Source organism: Geojedonia litorea (assembly GCF_042654525.1).
GTDB lineage: Bacteria > Bacteroidota > Bacteroidia > Flavobacteriales > Flavobacteriaceae > Geojedonia > Geojedonia litorea.
On record NZ_JBHSGP010000014.1, the window covers coordinates 891412 to 909469 of the forward strand.

The 18058-nt window shown below is 34.5% G+C and carries 16 protein-coding genes; 6 read left to right on the forward strand and 10 right to left on the reverse strand.

What is annotated here, in order from left to right:
• Nucleotides 1–9 precede the first annotated feature (9 nt).
• From ACFO5O_RS11955 to ACFO5O_RS11965, 3 genes are all read right to left on the reverse strand, one after another.
• Complete coding sequence (locus tag ACFO5O_RS11955; protein ID WP_387964069.1) at nucleotides 10–1251, reverse strand: M14 family metallopeptidase; 1242 nt, start codon at nucleotides 1249–1251, stop codon at nucleotides 10–12.
• Nucleotides 1252–1356: 105 nt separating this feature from the next.
• Entirely contained in the window at nucleotides 1357–2415 is a 1059-nt protein-coding gene (locus ACFO5O_RS11960) for a succinylglutamate desuccinylase/aspartoacylase family protein (protein ID WP_387964071.1), read from the reverse strand.
• Between the two features lie 9 nt (nucleotides 2416–2424).
• Nucleotides 2425–3903: an SLC13 family permease gene (locus ACFO5O_RS11965; protein ID WP_387964073.1), complete on the reverse strand. Its 1479-nt coding sequence runs from the start codon at nucleotides 3901–3903 to the stop codon at nucleotides 2425–2427.
• A 104-nt stretch (nucleotides 3904–4007) separates the two neighbouring features.
• On the opposite strand from ACFO5O_RS11965, the gene pdxR reads away from it, so the two are divergent.
• On the forward strand, nucleotides 4008–5486 hold the full coding sequence (pdxR, locus tag ACFO5O_RS11970; RefSeq protein ID WP_387964075.1) for a MocR-like pyridoxine biosynthesis transcription factor PdxR: 1479 nt from the start codon (nucleotides 4008–4010) through the stop codon (nucleotides 5484–5486).
• A gap of 42 nt (nucleotides 5487–5528) precedes the next feature.
• Nucleotides 5529–6980, forward strand: coding sequence for an SLC13 family permease (locus ACFO5O_RS11975; protein WP_387965123.1), 1452 nt, complete (start codon nucleotides 5529–5531; stop codon nucleotides 6978–6980).
• 9 nt (nucleotides 6981–6989) lie between these two features.
• Here ACFO5O_RS11975 and ACFO5O_RS11980 read toward each other — a convergent pair whose 3' ends face one another.
• The 4 genes from ACFO5O_RS11980 to ACFO5O_RS11995 all read right to left on the reverse strand — a co-directional run bounded on the left by ACFO5O_RS11980 (nucleotide 6990) and on the right by ACFO5O_RS11995 (nucleotide 9327).
• Complete coding sequence (locus ACFO5O_RS11980) at nucleotides 6990–7526, reverse strand: YceI family protein (RefSeq protein WP_387964077.1); 537 nt, start codon at nucleotides 7524–7526, stop codon at nucleotides 6990–6992.
• Between the two features lie 53 nt (nucleotides 7527–7579).
• Nucleotides 7580–7942 carry a hypothetical protein gene (locus tag ACFO5O_RS11985; RefSeq protein WP_387964079.1) on the reverse strand — a complete coding sequence of 121 codons (363 nt, stop codon included), beginning with the start codon at nucleotides 7940–7942 and terminating at the stop codon, nucleotides 7580–7582.
• A gap of 38 nt (nucleotides 7943–7980) precedes the next feature.
• The gene (locus tag ACFO5O_RS11990) at nucleotides 7981–8829 is read right to left on the reverse strand and encodes a DUF5777 family beta-barrel protein (RefSeq protein ID WP_387964081.1); all 849 of its coding nucleotides are present in this window, start codon (nucleotides 8827–8829) and stop codon (nucleotides 7981–7983) included.
• A gap of 126 nt (nucleotides 8830–8955) precedes the next feature.
• On the reverse strand, nucleotides 8956–9327 hold the full coding sequence (locus ACFO5O_RS11995) for an OB-fold protein (RefSeq protein WP_387964083.1): 372 nt from the start codon (nucleotides 9325–9327) through the stop codon (nucleotides 8956–8958).
• Nucleotides 9328–9601: 274 nt separating this feature from the next.
• Here ACFO5O_RS11995 and ACFO5O_RS12000 point away from each other — a divergent pair, with 274 nt between their 5' ends.
• On the forward strand, nucleotides 9602–12187 hold the full coding sequence (locus tag ACFO5O_RS12000; RefSeq protein ID WP_387964085.1) for a phosphoenolpyruvate carboxylase: 2586 nt from the start codon (nucleotides 9602–9604) through the stop codon (nucleotides 12185–12187).
• Between the two features lie 59 nt (nucleotides 12188–12246).
• Here ACFO5O_RS12000 and ACFO5O_RS12005 read toward each other — a convergent pair whose 3' ends face one another.
• From ACFO5O_RS12005 to metG, 3 genes are all read right to left on the reverse strand, one after another.
• Nucleotides 12247–12951 (reverse strand): YiaD family glycine zipper/OmpA-like lipoprotein, encoded by a 705-nt coding sequence (locus ACFO5O_RS12005; RefSeq protein WP_387964087.1) that lies wholly within the window; start codon nucleotides 12949–12951, stop codon nucleotides 12247–12249.
• Nucleotides 12952–13010: 59 nt separating this feature from the next.
• Nucleotides 13011–13481 carry a lipocalin gene (locus tag ACFO5O_RS12010; RefSeq protein ID WP_387964089.1) on the reverse strand — a complete coding sequence of 157 codons (471 nt, stop codon included), beginning with the start codon at nucleotides 13479–13481 and terminating at the stop codon, nucleotides 13011–13013.
• Nucleotides 13482–13696: 215 nt separating this feature from the next.
• Nucleotides 13697–15760, reverse strand: coding sequence for a methionine--tRNA ligase (metG, locus tag ACFO5O_RS12015; RefSeq protein WP_387965125.1), 2064 nt, complete (start codon nucleotides 15758–15760; stop codon nucleotides 13697–13699).
• A gap of 88 nt (nucleotides 15761–15848) precedes the next feature.
• Between metG and ACFO5O_RS12020 the strand changes: the two genes are divergently transcribed.
• The 3 genes from ACFO5O_RS12020 to ACFO5O_RS12030 all read left to right on the forward strand — a co-directional run bounded on the left by ACFO5O_RS12020 (nucleotide 15849) and on the right by ACFO5O_RS12030 (nucleotide 18021).
• Nucleotides 15849–16865: a S66 peptidase family protein gene (locus ACFO5O_RS12020; RefSeq protein ID WP_387964091.1), complete on the forward strand. Its 1017-nt coding sequence runs from the start codon at nucleotides 15849–15851 to the stop codon at nucleotides 16863–16865.
• A gap of 42 nt (nucleotides 16866–16907) precedes the next feature.
• A complete protein-coding gene (locus tag ACFO5O_RS12025; protein ID WP_387965127.1) occupies nucleotides 16908–17267 on the forward strand; it encodes a YraN family protein in 360 nt (119 codons plus the stop codon).
• Nucleotides 17268–17397: 130 nt separating this feature from the next.
• Nucleotides 17398–18021, forward strand: coding sequence for a hypothetical protein (locus tag ACFO5O_RS12030; RefSeq protein WP_387964093.1), 624 nt, complete (start codon nucleotides 17398–17400; stop codon nucleotides 18019–18021).
• Nucleotides 18022–18058: the final 37 nt, after the last annotated feature.

Consider the following 18058-nt stretch of genomic DNA (forward strand, 5'->3'; position numbering starts at 1 on the left):
GTGTTAAGATTAATTATTATTATTTTTGGTTAGTATTATTTTCATCATTTCTTCGGCAGATATTTCACCGAATATTTTTATATCTTCTTTTGGAGTCTGATCTCCGATTTCATAGGTTATCCCTACAGCATTATGACCATTTAACAACCAACCTTTCGAAGTGGGTTTATCACTATTAGCTGAAGCTTCATTGACTTTATAATTGGGGATATTTGATTCTAACGCTGTAAACCAGTTGTTAATAAAATTTGGCATTGTAGTGGTTTCTCGATCTTCATTGGTATAAAATATATCATACCATGTTGAATGAAAATCTAGACCTAAAATAAGTTTAGATTTAGTTTTTTTTAGAGTGCGTTCGATATAAGTAACCGCTTGTAGGATTTCAGGTTGATTGTAAACAGACCAGTCTCTATTCATATCAACCCCTCCAGAATTATGTCGCCAATGGCCTAAATCTACACCATCGGGATTCATGATTGGAAAAGCGATGATTTGATAGTTGGACAAAAATTGATTGGACAATTCTGTATTATTAAGTATTGTTTCTAAAATACTTTGAAAGGCATAATAACCAGTAACTTCTGGTGGATGTTGCCGCGTAATTAAAACAATAAGTTCTTTTTTATCGGGATTCCCTTTATAAATGTTAAGAACTGGGAGATCTCTGCCTAATATTGATTTACCGGCACTATTGAGTCTTACTTTGTCACTCTTTCCAGAGATGAGTTGAGTATACCAATATTTAACATCGCTAGATGATTGAAGCTCTTGCGCTGCAATAGTTTGAGGCGTTGGGCTTAAAGATACCTTTATGGTAACTAGACTGTCATTTTTAAATATACTAGTCGAATCAATAATCGACCAAATATTGTTTTTTTCTATTTTAGGAATATAGCGATGCTTAAAACCTATAGGATATTTAAACGTAAAATTAAACGATTTAGGATGTTTTGACCATGTTTTAAAGGCATAGTACGGGCTATTGTTAATGGGAGTATTTTCAGGATTAATAACTACAAGCGCTGTGCTGTCATTAATTTTTTCAAATCCATTTAATCGAGCACCATCAAATTCATTTGAAGCAAAAACATCTACATCTAGGAGTTCATATGTTTTTTTTTCTTGATAGGTAATTGGCTTTGAAGAAGTGTCTACTGGAGTTTTGAAAACAACTGATTTTGGTCCAGAACAATTAACTATAGCTACAAAACTAAATAAACAATATAATTTCGGCCCCAAACCTCGCATTGTCTATGACTTTAAGTATGTTAAAAGTAAATGGTAATCTCGTTAAATTGAGCATACCAATTTTAAAAAAAGTAGTCATACCAATTTTAAAAAATAGCGAATTATTTATTCTAAAATGCCTAAATGGATGATACGTCCACCAGACCTATTTGCCGGATTTGTGCTTTTTCCAATTACAATACCATCTTCTGGGGCTAAATAAGTGTCAATAATTTCGCCAAAAGCATTTTTTATAATGCCGATTGGATCTCCTTTTTTAATCAGTTGATTTAACTTAACGGGAACTTCTAGAAATCCTCCTTTGTCAGTATAAATCCAGTACGATTTTTTACAATACACAGGTTTTATTGGGTCTGTGCTTATATTGCCGTCATACATATTTAACCAAATAAGCGTATTTAAAATCCCATTAACACCGCGATTGATCATATCCTTCTGAAACACTTGAGGATTCCCATATTCAACGGTTATACTTGGGATGCCTAAAGCAGCAGCTTCTGCTCGTAAGGTTTCGGTAGCGGATGAAGTTGTTCCAAACGAAGGTTTTCCTTTACTGTGTAATATAATATCGGGCTGTTGTAATTCGGCTAATTTTAATATCGTATCATTTGAAGCGTCTGCTCTTGCGTATAGTGTATTTACTCTTCCAAAACTAGCAGTGTGTAAATCTAAATGAACATCAAATACAGGTAAGATTCGTTCTTTTATTTTATGAGCATACTGTTCACTCTCGCTGCCATTTGATTTTCCTGGAAAGCTTCTATTTACATCTTCGTCATCTACAAATTTACGTTGGTTGAGTTCAATTGACAATGTATTAATCCCAGGAATAGCTATAACTCTTCCTTTTAATCGATTAGCATCTAGAGCCGCCGCTAATTGATGAATAATTGGAATACCATTTAACTCGTTCCCATGAATAGCTGCTGTAATACCAAGTGTTGGCCCAACCTCGTTGCCTTGCACTACAATTATGGGCACTAAAATAGGTTGCCCAAAAGTATTTGTACCCATATTAAGCCAAAAGTGATGGACTCCAGATGAGGTTAAATTTAACTCCTTTAAACTGCTCAATTCTGAAATTGTTTTTTGCTGACTAAAAACATTCGAGTGCAATACAACTATGAGCAACAAACTAAATAATAAAGAGGAATAAATTTTCATGTTTTTGAATTAAATTGATAGGATTGGTAAAACATATACATACATCAACATGGTCAACAAAATGACGCATAATAGATTGAGTCCAAAACCACATTTAGCCATTTCTTGAATTGTCACACGATTGCTTCCAAAAATCACGGCATTGGTTCCGGTTCCAGAAGGTAACATAAATGAAAAGGAGCATGCAAAGGTTGCAGGGATCATTATTAGAATAGGGTTCATGCTTCCAGCAATGGCCATAGCTGCTAACACAGGTAGAAATATATTAGCTGTAGCTGTGTTACTATTGATTTCAGTTATAAAAATCATTAGGGATATAATTATTACCAAAATTAATAACATCGGATAATCACTGATGAAACTCATTTTAGAGCCTAAGAATTCTGCCAGACCGGTATGATTAAATGAATCGGCAATAGCATATCCGCCACCTACAATCATGACCACGCCCCATGGAACTTTTGCTGCTGAATCCCAATCTAAAAGTCGTTTTGGAACCGAAGGTTTTGTACCACCAGATGGAATAGAGAATAGTAGTAGTGCTGTAATAATGGCAACTGTTGAATCATGGACATAATCTTTAATCCCTAATAATGAAGACCAACCAGGGATTACAAAGCCGTCTAAAACGATATCGCGTCTAAAAATCCAACCAAGCGCTGTAAAAAGGAAAATAATAAAGACTCTTTTTTCCATTGTAGATAACTTTCCAATGGCTTTAATTTCTTGATTGATAATCTCTCTGCTTCCAGCGAAATTACCTTGAATTTTAAAGTATTTTATGACATAAAACCAGACAATAGGCAAAATAATCAATACGATAGGTGTACCTAATTTCATCCATTGTAAAAAATCAATTTCAGGATATGAAGGAAATGCTTTAGCAAAAACTCCAGCAAATACCATGTTGGGAGGAGTTCCAATTAAACTTCCTGTTCCACCCACACTCGCCGCATATGCTATAGCTAACATAAGTGCAAGTCCAAATTTAGGATTACGCTTTTCGCTTGATTCTTCCTCTTCTTTATCTATTATAGCAAGAGCAATTGGAAGCATTAATAACACAACAGCAACATTGGCAATCCACATCGAAAGAAATGCAGTGGCAATCATAAAGCTTAAAATAATTCGTCTTCTACTCGTTCCTAGTTTACTAATAATATAAAGTGCAACCCGTTTGTGTAACCCACTCAACTCAATAGATTTGGCAAGAAAAAAACCACCTAATAGCATAAGTACATAGTTATGACCGTAGTTTTCTGTCGTTGTATCGGCATCTAAAATCCCTAAAAGTGGAAAAAGTGCAATTGGTACAAATGCGGTGGCATAAATTGGAATGCACTCTGTTACCCACCAAACTGCCATTAACAGTGCTACACCTAAAGCTCTTAATGCTTCTGGTTGCATCCCTTTTGGGGGAGGCAAGAGTATGGTAAATGTAAGTATTAAGATACCTGCCCAGAATCCAATTTTTTTTGACCTATCCATATCTACCTGTTTTAATTAGCTTTAAAAACCTTTAGGTAATAAAACTAACTTATAAATACCTTATATTGCACATACCAATTTTAAATTTGTAAACATACCAATTTTTGCATTTCAATATTAAAAACATACTTGTTAGTCAGGGTTTTAAGCATAAGGATCAATATAAAAACATATATATTAATCTATATGAGGCAGTAAAGAATGCAATAATTACAAAAGCGCTAAAGAAGAACACTAAATTACCGCCATCTAGAGTTTTAGCAAAAGATTTAGGCGTTTCTAGAAGTACGGTTATAAAAGCTTATGATCTTTTAATGTTAGAGAAATACATTAATTCTATACCTGGCTCTGGTTATTTTATTTCATGGACTCATAATGAAAGCAATACAGATTATTTAAAAATTGCTGTTGTAGACGGGAATTATCCAAAAATTTCAAAGTTGGCGAAGTCCTTCAAAAAAAATATCCATATTATTCAAAACAGTAGTAGAGGTATTGCGTTTAGACCAGGGCTCCCACCATTAGACATTTTCCCCGTTCAACAATGGAAGAACCTTTCAAATGATTATTGGAAAACAGTACAGCCTTCACAATTAACTTATGGAAATACCTTAGGATTGAAAGAGTTACGCAAAAATATTGCTAGTTATTTAAAAATATATCGCAATATCGATTGCAATTATGAGCAAGTAGTCATTACTTCTGGCTCGTTACATTCGCTATTTCTAGTTGGAAGTATATTAATTGATCCTACAGATGGAGTTGCCATTGAAAATCCAACCTATCCAAGCGCATACAATTTGTTTAAAAGCTTAAAAGCAAAAGTACATTCAATCCCAGTTGATGATGACGGAATTGTTGTGGATGAAATTAATGATAAGAAAGTAAAATTAGTTTATACAACACCTTCAAATCAGTATCCTTCAGGCGTAAAATTAAGTATGGAAAGAAGAATTGCATTGCTGAATTGGGCCTCTCAAAATGGGGCATTAGTTGTTGAAGACGATTATGATCATGAGTTTAGCAATTGGGAAAATCCATTACCTTCCATATTTAGTTTAGACACTCAGCAACGTGTTGTGTATCTAGGTACATTCAATAAGCTTTTACATCCTTCATTGCGCATTGGATATATGATTTTGCCAGATTATTTAATAGACTCAGTTAAAGCGTTGTATTCGCAATCGAGTCGTTTTGTGCCAACTTCAATTCAGCATACTTTGAGCGCATTTCTTGAAAAAGATTATTTAAATAAACATTTAAGACGTGTCATCGAAGTTTCAATTGAAAGAAAGAAAGTATTTATGGAGTCGTTTAAATTGAATTTTGAAGACAAAATTTATTTGGATGCAAGTCACACGGGATTGCATTTAATTGGGAACTTAAAAGATGAAGTTGATGATTACACCTTGAGCAAGCACTTGGTTAAAAATGGAATCATAACTTACCCTTATAGTAACTATTTTGCAAAAGGGGAAAAGAAAAGTGGATTGGTTCTTGGATACTGTTCAGTAAACAATAAACTTATCAAAGAACAGGTCAATAAAATGAGTGAAGCTTATATGGAATTTGAGAATAATTAAATGTTTATTTTTACTCATGGTTAGACCACATCAATTATGACAATTAAACCTACCAAAAGTAGCATAGGACTAATTTTAGGTCCAGTACTATTTGTTTTAATACAATTGTACTTTCACCCTGAAGGCTTAAGTAAACCGGCAAATGCTGTTTTAGCATCGGCAGTATGGATAGCGGTTTGGTGGATTACCGAGGCCATCCCAATCGCAGTTACGGCCTTATTACCCATAATTCTTTTTCCGTTAAGTGGGGGCTTGGCTTTAGATAAAACTACAGCATCTTATGGTCATAAATATGTGTTTTTATATATAGGTGGTTTCATAATTGCTATCGCCATTGAAAAATGGAATCTTCATAAACGAATTGCGTTAACGATTATTAACATTGTAGGAACAAATGTGATCCATATCATTTTAGGGTTCATGATTGCTACTGCATTTCTTTCGATGTGGATTTCAAACACAGCCACTTCGGTGATGATTTTACCCATAGGCATGGCAATAGTTGCACAACTTAGAGATAACCCCAATACTGTTGAAAATGAAAATTTAATATTTGGCAAAGCACTTATGTTAGCGATTGCTTACAGTGCATCAATAGGAGGTATGGCAACCCTTATTGGGACCCCACCAAATCTGGTTTTAGCTGGTGTAGTTCAAGAAACCTATGGTGTAGAAATTACGTTTGCACAATGGTTCACTTTTGGGTTTCCAATTAGTATTGTGTTATTGTACATTTGTTGGCTTTATTTAACTAGAGTAGCGTTTAAATTCAAACAAAAAGCCTTTCCAGGGGGCAGACAAGAAATCCAATCTCAATTAAAAACTTTAGGAAAAATTTCCTTCGAAGAAAAAACAGTACTTATAGTTTTTGCATTTACCGCAATAGCATGGATTTGCAGATCATTTTTAATTAAGCAATTCATCCCAGCTATTGATGATACGATCATTGGTATTTTTGGAGGGATTTTATTGTTTTTACTACCTAGAAAGAATATGAAAAGTCGATTACTCGATTGGGATGATGCCATAAAATTACCATGGGGAATTATACTTTTGTTTGGAGGAGGTATGGCATTAGCTTTAGGTTTCGAATCTAGTGGGTTGGCACAGTGGATAGGGCAACAAATGTCATCTTTGAGTTCATTGCCTCTTATTTTAATTCTGTTGGTTTTAGTAGCTTCAGTCAATTTCCTAACCGAAATCACATCAAATCTCGCAACAACAGCTATGTTGCTGCCTGTATTGGTTTCACTTGCTTCAGCTATAGGTATTCACCCATATTTATTATTAGTTGGAGCAACAGTCGCGGCTTCATGCGCCTTTATGCTGCCGGTCGCAACACCACCAAACGCTGTTGTATTTGGTTCGGGATATTTAAAAATTGAAGACATGGTTAGAAAAGGCTTTTGGATGAATATCATCTCAATTATCCTTTTGACGTTAATCATTTATTTTATACTTCCTTTAATTTGGGATTTAAACAAAACTTTATAAAAACTCAAACTACCTTTTTAGCAATTCAAAAGAAAAATTGACTTCAATTTCTTCGGCAATTTTATTGCTAACTATTTTAGGAATTTTGATATTAAAATCACTAGCTAAAACTGTAAATGTACCCTTGAGAATTATGGTGTCATTTTTCTTTACGCTTGTAATATTTACGTTGTTTATAGTTTTACTAACCCCATGAAAGTTTAGCTCCCCTGTAATTTGGTATTTTGATTTGTCCGAATGCACTGAAAACCCATCAATACTTCCTTTAAAAGTTGCTTTTGGGTATAAATCAGATTCTGCATAATTTTCATTGAAATGCTCTTCCATCAACGCATTTTTAAAACGAAAAGCCTTAACGAGCGCTAGAGCAGCAAATTCTCCAGTTTCAACATTAATGATTGCCGTGACCGAATTGTTTTTGGCGGCTACTTCTTCAAAGGATGGTACAGATGCTTCAAACTGTACCACCCCTGTTTTGGTAATATATTTACTTTGTGCAGTTACACTTAAGCTCATTAAAATTAGGACATATAATAAATACTTCATTTTATTAATTTTATGTTATATAACAAGAATCAAAAATACTGCCAAAAAACAATTTAGTTTTCTAAAAGCCCTCCATCTTTCCATTGTTGAATAAGGGTTTTCTGTGTCTGCGATAAAGGACTATTGGGAGACGGCGGCATTGGGTTAGTAGTACTATTTATACGACTAATAATAATATTAACATCTGCCTTTACTTGATTATATGTAACATAAGGTTTAGGTGCTCCCTGTGTTGGAGGATCTCCATGACATTGAATACAATTATTTGTAAAAATAGCCTTGATATCACCTTCATAGGTCACAGTTCCCATTGGGTCAGGGTCAGGTGTTGGAGTTAAGTCATCACTGCTGTCACTTGAACAGCTGTAAATAACCGAAATACAAAGTATTGCAAAAATAGTTTTTAGAAAATTCATAGCGTTAAATTTTTTAAAGATTAGTATTAATTATTGAGTTAAAATGTTCGACTTAAATTAAATCCGAAATAAATATTTCCGTCAGTCCAATCGCCAAATCCTTGACCCAAAAAGCCATTGGTGTTCATTGGTTGGGCATTGGTAAAGTGCATCTGGAAAACATGGCCTCCAGTTTCTAAATCTACACCAATTGATAATGGATTGGTAAATGGTGAATTGCTCGCTCTGTTGAGGTGCCAACCATAATCGGCATTCAAAGACCACCGTTTACCAAGTTTATAGCGACCTCCAAAACCTAGTGCAAATTGAGAGTTATCCTGCTCATCAAGAAAAACAAAATTGTCATGGAAAAAGGTTGGAGCGAGTTCCAAAGATAAATTGGTGTTCACTTTTCTAGAAATAAGAATTTGAGCGGTATAGCCTAAACGATGTTTGAATTCTAATTCGGGCAGGTTGTCCTTGTCTAGTGATGAGTTGATTAAAATCGCATTAAAGCCAACAATTGTAAACGGAAATCCATTCGTGATTTGTCGTACCAAGCGATACTTTATTGCCATATCATACACTTTTAAAAATGAGCTACGTGAAGCACTAATATTAATATTATCAGATAAACCGTAAACAAAATTTAAGCGTGTTACAGCATCGTCAAGCCCAAAAAAGCTATCAAAACCATTTTCAATGCTTCCAAATCTATGAGATACTATAAAAGTTAACTGTTTTTTTGGAACCAGTTTTGTCGATTCAAAATTTACAATTTTTAAACCTTTAAAAGCCGCATCGGCATAATTGGTCCATGACGTATCTGTATCAATTTCATTGAGTAAATCATCTTGTGAAAATGACCATATTGGAACGCATATAATTATATAAAAAAGGTATTTCATCGTATTAGTTTTTCATGAATTTTTTAGGTTGATAATAATGAAGATGTTTAAACTGAACATCAATAAATATATGATTTAAAATTATAAAGGCTGGTATAACCATTCGTTTTTTCATACTCTATATTTTTATTTAGATATAATACTGCATTGATCTAACTTTAGTTCTTCTAAAAGATTATCGTAACCAATAAAGCGACCTTTAATTTTAGCAACGGTATCTTTAGTAGTAATTTTTTTATCAAACTGACAAAAAATGTGGTGGTTTAAGACAAGGTTGGTTTCATTTAGTTCAGTGATAGTTCCTTGTATTAGAATGGTTCTGTTTAAATATTTCTGCTCTGAAGCGTTTGGATTAGTTGAAAACTCACTTGAGAGTTCCATTGCTGTAACAATAAATGCAGGGGATTCATTCTGAATAGTTCTGTGCTCTTGATAGATATAATTATAAGCGAAGATGCCTAAAATAAGTAGTACAATAAGATAAATCCATTTACGCATAATTCTTAATTAAAGACTATTCTATGAGTACTCTTAAAGATACTAATTTTAATCTAACCATTAAATTAAAGATAGAATGCCAAAAGATTATACGTAATTTCTAGAGAGAAAGTTTTTATATAGGTAGTATAAAATTCCTAAACTTTAAAGGTATTTAATTCATCTTTCGCATTTTTAAGGTATATTAATGGTTAATCCATAAAAGCAATTCCCGCTTAATGTATTTTGAACAACCTTTACTATTTTTATATGCTTTTAAATTTAATAAGAAAAAATGTCAACACAACCTAAATTAGTTAGATTTAATCAAAACGTATTGTCAAAATACCAAATTTACAATAGTATTTTTATGACGCTACCGTTTATGACCATCACTAAAACCGGAGTTCTTATACCGTTATTTCACGAAACCTGTGTTAAAGGATTTGCTAATGGTGATGACCCCACAACCATTGTTGAAACATTTTTTAAAAAGTATCAGGCCAGACGCACCAAGGAAAGCCAAATTAATTTGCTGTTTAGATTTATTCAGTATATCGAAAGACAAGTAGTTTTATTCGATGCTATTGAAGATGCGGCCTTCCCAATTGTTAATAACATGGAAGGAATTGGGACGCTTCGAAGCCTTAAAGAGTCGGCTAAATCTGAAAATAAATTAAAACACTTACAGCAGTATCTCGAAGAGTTTAAAGTGAGAATAGTGCTTACCGCACATCCTACACAATTTTATCCAGGAAGTGTTTTGGGAATTATCACTGATTTAACAGAAGCGATTAAGAAAAATGATTTATTGAAAATCAATGACTTATTAGCCCAATTAGGTAAAACCCCATTTTTTAAGCATAAAAAACCAACACCATATGATGAAGCCATTAGTTTAATATGGTATTTAGAAAATGTGTTTTATCATTCCTTCGGAACAATTTATGACTATATCAAACAAAATATTTTTGACAATAAGGATATTGAAAATGACATCATAAATATTGGTTTTTGGCCAGGTGGGGATCGAGATGGAAACCCTTTTGTTACTCCAGAAACCACTTTAAAAGTTGCTGATAGATTGCGATTAACCATATTAAAAAATTATTATCGCAGTGTACGATCGTTGAGACGTAAATTAACGTTTAGAGGTGTAGAAGAATCCATTCAGAATTTGGAATTCCTACTTTATGAAAGCTTTACAAATCCTAAATCTAAAAACACAATTACCCGCGACTATTTGGTTGAAGAATTGAAGAGCATTAAATCTATTGTGGTTAAAGAACATCAGTCTTTGTATGCTTCAGAAATAGATAGTTTACTTAATAAAATTCAATTATTCGGATTTCATTTTGCTTCTTTGGACATCAGACAAGACAGTCGGGCTCATGATAATGTGTTTACCAGTATGGTCGAAACCTTGATAGCTTCAGGGAGTACAATTTTCCCGAAAAATTACAATTCATTAACCGAGGAAAAGCAAATAAAAATACTTTCTAAAATAAAAGGAAGCGTAGACCTGTCGATTTTTGAAGAAGAGGAGGTTTCTAAAACTTTACACACTATAAAGGCAATTAAAACAATTCAAGAAACTAATGGAGAACAGGCTGCTAATCGATATATCATTAGTAACAACCAAACTGCGTTAAATGTAATGCAATTGTATGCCATGCTTAAATTAGTGGCTTTTGAAGATGATCTTACTGTAGATATTGGCCCATTGTTTGAGACCATAACCGATTTGGAAAACGCCCATTTGGTAATGGAAGAACTATATACAAATCCAACATACAAAAAACACCTCGAAAAGCGAGGAAACAAACAAACTATTATGCTTGGGTTTAGTGATGGCACCAAAGATGGTGGTTATCTTATGGCTAATTGGGGAATATTTAAGGCTAAAGAGCGTTTAACACGAATTTCTAAAAAGTATGGTGTAACTGTAATTTTCTTTGATGGTCGTGGTGGACCTCCGGCTCGTGGCGGTGGAAAAACACATCAATTTTATGCCTCATTAGGGCCTACAATCGAAGATAAAGAAGTACAACTAACCATTCAAGGACAAACCATCAGCTCCAATTTTGGGACTTTAGATTCGTCACAGTACAATTTGGAACAGCTTATTAGTTCAGGGATTTTGAACAGGTTGAACGAAACCAATTTGCGCATGACTCGGGAGGATGTGAAAGTAATGGATAGCTTAGCAAAAATAAGTTACAAAGCTTATGTAGATTTTAAGAATCATCCAAAATTCTTACCGTATTTGGAGCGAATGAGTACCTTAAAATACTATGCGAAGACAAATATAGGCAGCCGACCTTCAAAACGCGGAAAGTCTGAAGAATTGGTGTTTTCAGATTTAAGGGCAATTCCTTTTGTTGGGTCTTGGAGCCAACTTAAACAAAACGTACCAGGATTTTTTGGTGTGGGTACAGCATTAAAAGTATATGAGGATAAAGGTGAATTTAGAAAAGTGAAACAGCTTTACAAAAGTTCTAACTTCTTTAAAACCTTAATTGAGAACAGTATGATGTCCTTGTGTAAATCATTTTTTGATCTTACAAAATATATGGCCGAGGACGAAGAGTTTGGAGAATTCTGGGACATTATTCATGAAGAATACTTGTTAAGTAAGCGGTTAATTTTAAAGTTAACAGGTTATAAAGAATTGATGCAGGAAGAACCTGCTGGAAAAGCGTCAATTGACGTTAGGGAATCTATTGTATTACCTCTGTTAACCATACAACAATTTGCGTTAAAGAAGATTCAGGAGTTGAGAAAAGAAGAGAATCCAGACGAAGCGCAATTGGAGATTTATGAAAAAATCGTGACGCGCTCGCTGTTTGGTAATATTAACGCTAGTAGAAATTCAGCTTAAATAAAAAAGTCCTTCAACACTTAAGCTGAAGGACTTTCTATTATTTTAAAAATACCGAATTAATTTTGTGCACTTTTTTTAGCGTCATCAATCATTTTTTGATTTGGTAGAATTGCAACATTAACACGTCTGTTTTTTGCTCTACCTTCGGCAGTTGAGTTATCATACATAGGCTGTGTTTCACCAAACCAGTTAGTTGTAAAACGACCGCTACTTAATCCTTTATTAATAAGGTAGTTGGTGACAGCATAAGCACGATTTTTAGAAAGGGACATATTGTATTCTTCAGAGCCAACACTATCTGTATGACCAACTACTAATATATTAGTATCAGGATACTCAATAAATACACCAGCTAATTTGTTCAACGTAGCTTGAGATGTTGGATTGATATTGTACTTGTCAGTAGCAAAATAAACGCCACTGGTCTCGTCAAATGTCACTACAATACCATCATCTACGCGTTCTACTTGAGCACCAGGAACTTCCTCTTCTATCTTCTGTGCCTGCTTATCCATTTGGTGACCAATAATTACTCCAGCTGTACCACCTACAACACCTCCAATTACGGCTCCCAGTTCACCATTTCCACCTTTACCAACATTGTTGCCTATAATGGCGCCGATAACCGCACCACTGGCAGCTCCTATAACGGCACCTTTTTGTTTGTTATTGGCATTTTGAACAGCCTTACAATTGGTTAAACTTATTGCTATTAAGGTGGTGAAAAGCAGTATTCCTATTTTATTTATAGTTGATTTCATTGTTTTAAGTTTTATTTTAGTTAATAATTTTCTGTTTTAAGTACAATAACTAGCTTGAATTATTGCTTTGAAAAATTCATACTTATCGTAAACGGTTTACCATCTACAGTAAGTGTTTGTTGCCATTGCATGTAATTATCTGAAAGACTTGAAAGACTAAACCTGACACCTATATTTGTGTCTGATTTATATTTTTCGTCCGTTGGTTTTAGGACAAAATCATAAAGACCTGTCGCTTCATCAATTTCATTAATTTTAAAAATAAAATAACGTTTTCCTCTTGCACAATTGGTGTTGTTTATGGTATAGGTTCCTGTGTTGTTATTAGGAACAAATTGCCAAGTACTACCCTCAAAACATGCTTTAGAAACATCATTTAAAAGGGTTACATTATAGTTTCCGGATTCACTATACGTTACAGTATTGAGTACCCATTCGCCTTTAAGTATTTTTTCAGAAGTCCGTACTGTTTTGGAAGAACCGCAACTTATTAAGCCGATTGCTAAAAATAGTAATATAACTCGTTTCATATTTTTTGTATTAATTTTATTTACAAAGATGCCATATGTATGACGACTTCGTATTATAAGATTGTTTCTTATAATTATATAATTTCCATTTAGATTATTAATAAATATTTTATAAAGCTTTTCTTGCTAATAATTATTAATATATACGGAGGAGAACAAGTGTTTAGATGTTACTTGAAATTGTTAACAGGAATAAAAATTTGAACAGAATTATCTTAACTAATGTGCAAACCATTGGTGACTTTGGCATCATCCGGATTTACAAACACCAATTTTCCTTCTGGAGTTTCGGTCATTAAAATCATCCCTTGACTTTCAACACCGCGAAGTGCTCGTGGAGCAAGATTTACCAAAACGGTTACTTTTTTTCCAACGACTTCTTCAGGAGTAAAACTTTCGGCAATACCAGATACAATCGTTCTTACATCTATACCTGTGTCAACTTTCAGAACTAATAACTTTTTAGCTTTTGGCATTTTTTCAGCTTCCAAAATAGTACCAACACGTATGTCCAGTTTAGTGAAGTCTTCAAAAGTGATGGTCTCTTTTTGTGGTTCAACAACTTTATTAGCGGCTTCATTTGCTGCCTTGCTTGAAATTAATTTATCCAGTTGGTTTTGAATAGTGTCGTCTTCAATTTTAGAAAACAATAATTCGCCTTTACCAATTTGATGACCACTTGGGAGTAATACCTTTTTTGTAGAAATATCATCCCAAGAAGCGTCTTCGAAGTTGTCATGACAGAGTATTCCTTTTAATTTTGTAGATGTAAAAGGTAAAAATGGTTCACTTAAGGTTGCCAAAGCCGATGCAATTTGAAGTGCCACAAACATGATGGTTTTAGTTCGTGCTTCATCTTCCTTAATAACCTTCCAAGGTTCTTCATCCGCAAGATATTTGTTGCCTAATCTAGCTAAATTCAGTAATTCTTGGCTAGCCTCACGAAATCTGTAGCGTTCAATTGAACTTGAAATTACCGCTGGGTAGGCTTTTAAAGTAGTTAAAGTATCGGTATCTATATCTGTAAACTTGCTAGGTTCAGGGACTATGCCGTTATAATATTTATTGGTAAGCACAACCACTCGATTGATAAAGTTCCCAAAAATGGCTACCAATTCGTTATTGTTTCGGGCTTGAAAATCTTTCCATGTAAAATCATTGTCCTTGGTTTCGGGAGCATTGGCAGTTAAAGCATAACGCAAAACGTCCTGCTGGTTTGGAAATTCGTCCAAATATTCGGGTAACCAAACCGCCCAATTTTTTGAAGTAGAGAGTTTATTATTTTCTAAATTTAAGAATTCATTAGCCGGGACATTATCTGGTAGCACATAACTTCCTTCAGCTTTTAACATTGCAGGGAAAATGATACAGTGAAACACGATATTGTCTTTCCCTATGAAATGCACTAGTTTAGTGTCTTTATCTTTCCAGTATGGTTCCCAGTCTTTTCCTTCGCGTTGTGCCCATTCTTTTGTAGAAGATATGTAGCCAATAGGCGCGTCAAACCAAACGTATAAAACCTTCCCTTCGGCATCAGGCAATGGCACAGGAATCCCCCAATCAAGATCTCGAGTTACCGCACGTGGACGTAAGCCGTCATCAATCCAAGACTTAACTTGGCCATAAACATTAGGTTTCCAATCTTTTTTGTGGCCTTTTAATATCCATTCTTTTAAAAACGCTTCGTGTTTATCTAAAGGTAAAAACCAATGTTTGGTTTGTTTTAATGTAGGCGTATTGCCAGTAATGGCCGATTTTGGATTAATCAAATCGGTGGCGTTATGGCTTGTGCCGCACTTCTCACATTGATCGCCATAACTTTCTTCATTACCGCATTTAGGGCATGTACCAACAACAAATCGATCCGCTAAAAATTGATTAGCCTCTTCGTCATAGAGCTGTTCAGTGGTTTCCTCGATAAATTCACCTTTATTATAGAGGGATAGAAAAAATTCGGATGCAGTTTCGTGATGAATTTTTGCAGATGTACGAGAATAATTATCAAACGAAATTCCAAAATCTTCGAACGATTTTTTAATAATAGCGTGATACTTGTCTACTATGTCCTGTGGTGAAACACCTTCTTTTTTAGCTTTTATGGTAATAGGGACACCATGTTCATCACTGCCACAAATGAATGCAACATCGTTTCCCAATAATCGTTGATAACGCGCATAAATATCGGCAGGGACATAGACGCCGGCGAGATGTCCAATATGAATTGGTCCATTAGTGTAAGGCAAAGCTGCAGTAATGGTATAACGTTTTGGTTGATTCATCATTTGTGTTTAGACATTAAGTGCTAATTTGAAGGCACAAAAGTACACAATTCATAAGCGATTTAGAAAAAAAATGTACATTTACACTATGTCCAGAAATGTATTTATATTAGTGTTTTGCTGTACTTTCTTTTTCTTTGGAAACAGTAATGGATTAGCGCAAACAAATACTGCAAAAACTCAAAAAAAATTGATACGACCAGATTATCTAAAGCCGGGAGATACGGTAGCCATTGTTGCGCCTTCGGGTATTTTGAAAAATAAGGAAGGTGAGATACAACAAGCTGTAAGTCTTCTCAAAAGTTGGGGTCTGCATGCCGTGGTTGGAAAACATGTCTTTAGCCAAGCCAATCACTTTGCAGGTACCGATGATGAGCGCTGTGAGGATTTCCAAAAAGTAATGGATGATCACACAATTAGTGCTATATGGTGTGCTAGAGGGGGTTATGGAACCGTTAGAATTCTTGATAAATTAGATTTTACTAAATTCAAAAAACACCCAAAATGGCTCATAGGCTATAGTGATATTACGGCTTTACACAATCAGTTTCATAATGAAGGTTATGAGAGTATTCACGCTATGATGTGCACGAGTTTAACCGATGATTTTGATGATATAAAGGAAACTCTTGAAACATTTAAAGCATCAATATTTGGAGAGCCTTTAAACTATACTATAAAAGGTTCTGAATATAATCGCGAAGGCACTAACACTGCTCCTTTGGTAGGAGGAAATCTTACGATGTTGCACACCATGTTAGGCTCTAAAACAAGTATTGACGTATCCGGTAAAATTTTATTTATCGAAGAAATAGGGGAGTACAAATACCATATTGATCGTATGCTACAAAGCTTGAAACGTGCAGGTTATTTTGAGCATTGTAAGGGGGTTATTGTTGGTGATATAAGTAAATTAAGAAAAAACACTACCCTTTGGGGCACTTCTATTGAACAATTGATTTTAGATGCTCTGGCCGAATACAACTTTCCAATAGCGTTTAACATGCCTGCCGGTCATGAAAAGATTAATCTGGCCATGATTTTAGGCAGAACGGTTAACTTATCGGTGAATAAAAATCAGTCAACACTTGTATTTGAAAAGTGATATTTTTAATTGAATATTTCAACAGAAAACGATGAACTGATAATGGCTCAACACAATCAACTTGGCAAAAAGGGCGAGCAAATGGCGGTTGATTTCCTTATAGATAAAGGATACACCATTAAAGAGCGCAATTATCGTTTTGGTAAGGCTGAAGTTGATATCATCGCTAAAAAAAATGATGTTCTAGCCATAATTGAAGTTAAAACACGATCGAGTTCTGATTTTGGACTGCCACAGGAATTTGTAAAGCCTAAACAAATACAACAACTAGTGAAGGTGGTTGATGATTATGTTCTTAAAAATGAATTAGATGTCGATGTTAGATTTGACATTATTGCCATTATTAAAACTGGAACCGATTTTTCTATCGAGCACTTGAAAGATTCATTTTACCACTTTTAAACTTGCCATTCGTCGAATCGTGTAAGAAAAAACGTCAAATTTCTTTCAATTTATGCAATTCATCGAAAATATTGTGCGTTATGGCTGATTTCTTCTATATTTAAAGTCTCAATACCCAAATCTTATGACTATGAAAAAATTTACTTTTATTTTAAGCCTATGCGTTTTTACGATATTTATTGGCTGTGAAAATGAACTAATAGACTCCGCTCCACAACAGGAATTTATAAAAGGTGTAGATTACAAAGTTAAAACGTCAACAACGGTGCAAACCATGGCATCTTATGATATTGATGGAGAAGCTTGTACAACAACAAACCTCATTGCCGGTCAGCACCATAATGCCGGAACCGTGTCTGTGTACACAGACGGAACCAACCTTATAATTGAGTATGCTACAAACGATGATTGGACTATTGGTGTGACTCATTTACAAGTAGGCGATTGTAACGAAGGATGGGTGCCATTAACAGGATCAGGAAATCCAAAAAACGGAAAGTTTGACTTTACTGAACCATCTTATCAAGATACTCACCAAGTTGTATATATTATTAGCTTAGAGTCGCTTGGGCTTGAATTAGGAGATACTTATTGTTTTGCGGCGCATGCTGAAGTACAAGGACCAACTGGAGGTGAAACTGCCTGGGGTGAAGGTTCACAGTTTTCTGGTAGAAACTGGGCAATGTTTGTTCAATCTAGTTTGACGGATTGTGATGGCGGCGATGGCGGCGGCGGTAACGATGGACCGAAATAGATCAATAAAAATATAGAGTTTACAAAACCTCCTAAAT

Coding starts and splice junctions, on each gene's coding strand:
- ACFO5O_RS11955 (WP_387964069.1), bottom strand. CDS start 1,251: ATGCGAGGTTTGGGGCCGAAATTATATTGTTTATTTAGTTTTGTAGCT.
- ACFO5O_RS11990 (WP_387964081.1), bottom strand. CDS start 8,829: ATGAAATACCTTTTTTATATAATTATATGCGTTCCAATATGGTCATTT.
- ACFO5O_RS12010 (WP_387964089.1), bottom strand. CDS start 13,481: ATGAAACGAGTTATATTACTATTTTTAGCAATCGGCTTAATAAGTTGC.
- ACFO5O_RS11985 (WP_387964079.1), bottom strand. CDS start 7,942: ATGAATTTTCTAAAAACTATTTTTGCAATACTTTGTATTTCGGTTATT.
- ACFO5O_RS11995 (WP_387964083.1), bottom strand. CDS start 9,327: ATGCGTAAATGGATTTATCTTATTGTACTACTTATTTTAGGCATCTTC.
- ACFO5O_RS12030 (WP_387964093.1), top strand. CDS start 17,398: ATGAAAAAATTTACTTTTATTTTAAGCCTATGCGTTTTTACGATATTT.
- ACFO5O_RS11965 (WP_387964073.1), bottom strand. CDS start 3,903: ATGGATAGGTCAAAAAAAATTGGATTCTGGGCAGGTATCTTAATACTT.
- ACFO5O_RS11980 (WP_387964077.1), bottom strand. CDS start 7,526: ATGAAGTATTTATTATATGTCCTAATTTTAATGAGCTTAAGTGTAACT.
- ACFO5O_RS12020 (WP_387964091.1), top strand. CDS start 15,849: ATGTCCAGAAATGTATTTATATTAGTGTTTTGCTGTACTTTCTTTTTC.
- ACFO5O_RS11960 (WP_387964071.1), bottom strand. CDS start 2,415: ATGAAAATTTATTCCTCTTTATTATTTAGTTTGTTGCTCATAGTTGTA.
- ACFO5O_RS12025 (WP_387965127.1), top strand. CDS start 16,908: ATGGCTCAACACAATCAACTTGGCAAAAAGGGCGAGCAAATGGCGGTT.
- ACFO5O_RS12005 (WP_387964087.1), bottom strand. CDS start 12,951: ATGAAATCAACTATAAATAAAATAGGAATACTGCTTTTCACCACCTTA.
- ACFO5O_RS12000 (WP_387964085.1), top strand. CDS start 9,602: ATGTCAACACAACCTAAATTAGTTAGATTTAATCAAAACGTATTGTCA.
- metG (WP_387965125.1), bottom strand. CDS start 15,760: ATGAATCAACCAAAACGTTATACCATTACTGCAGCTTTGCCTTACACT.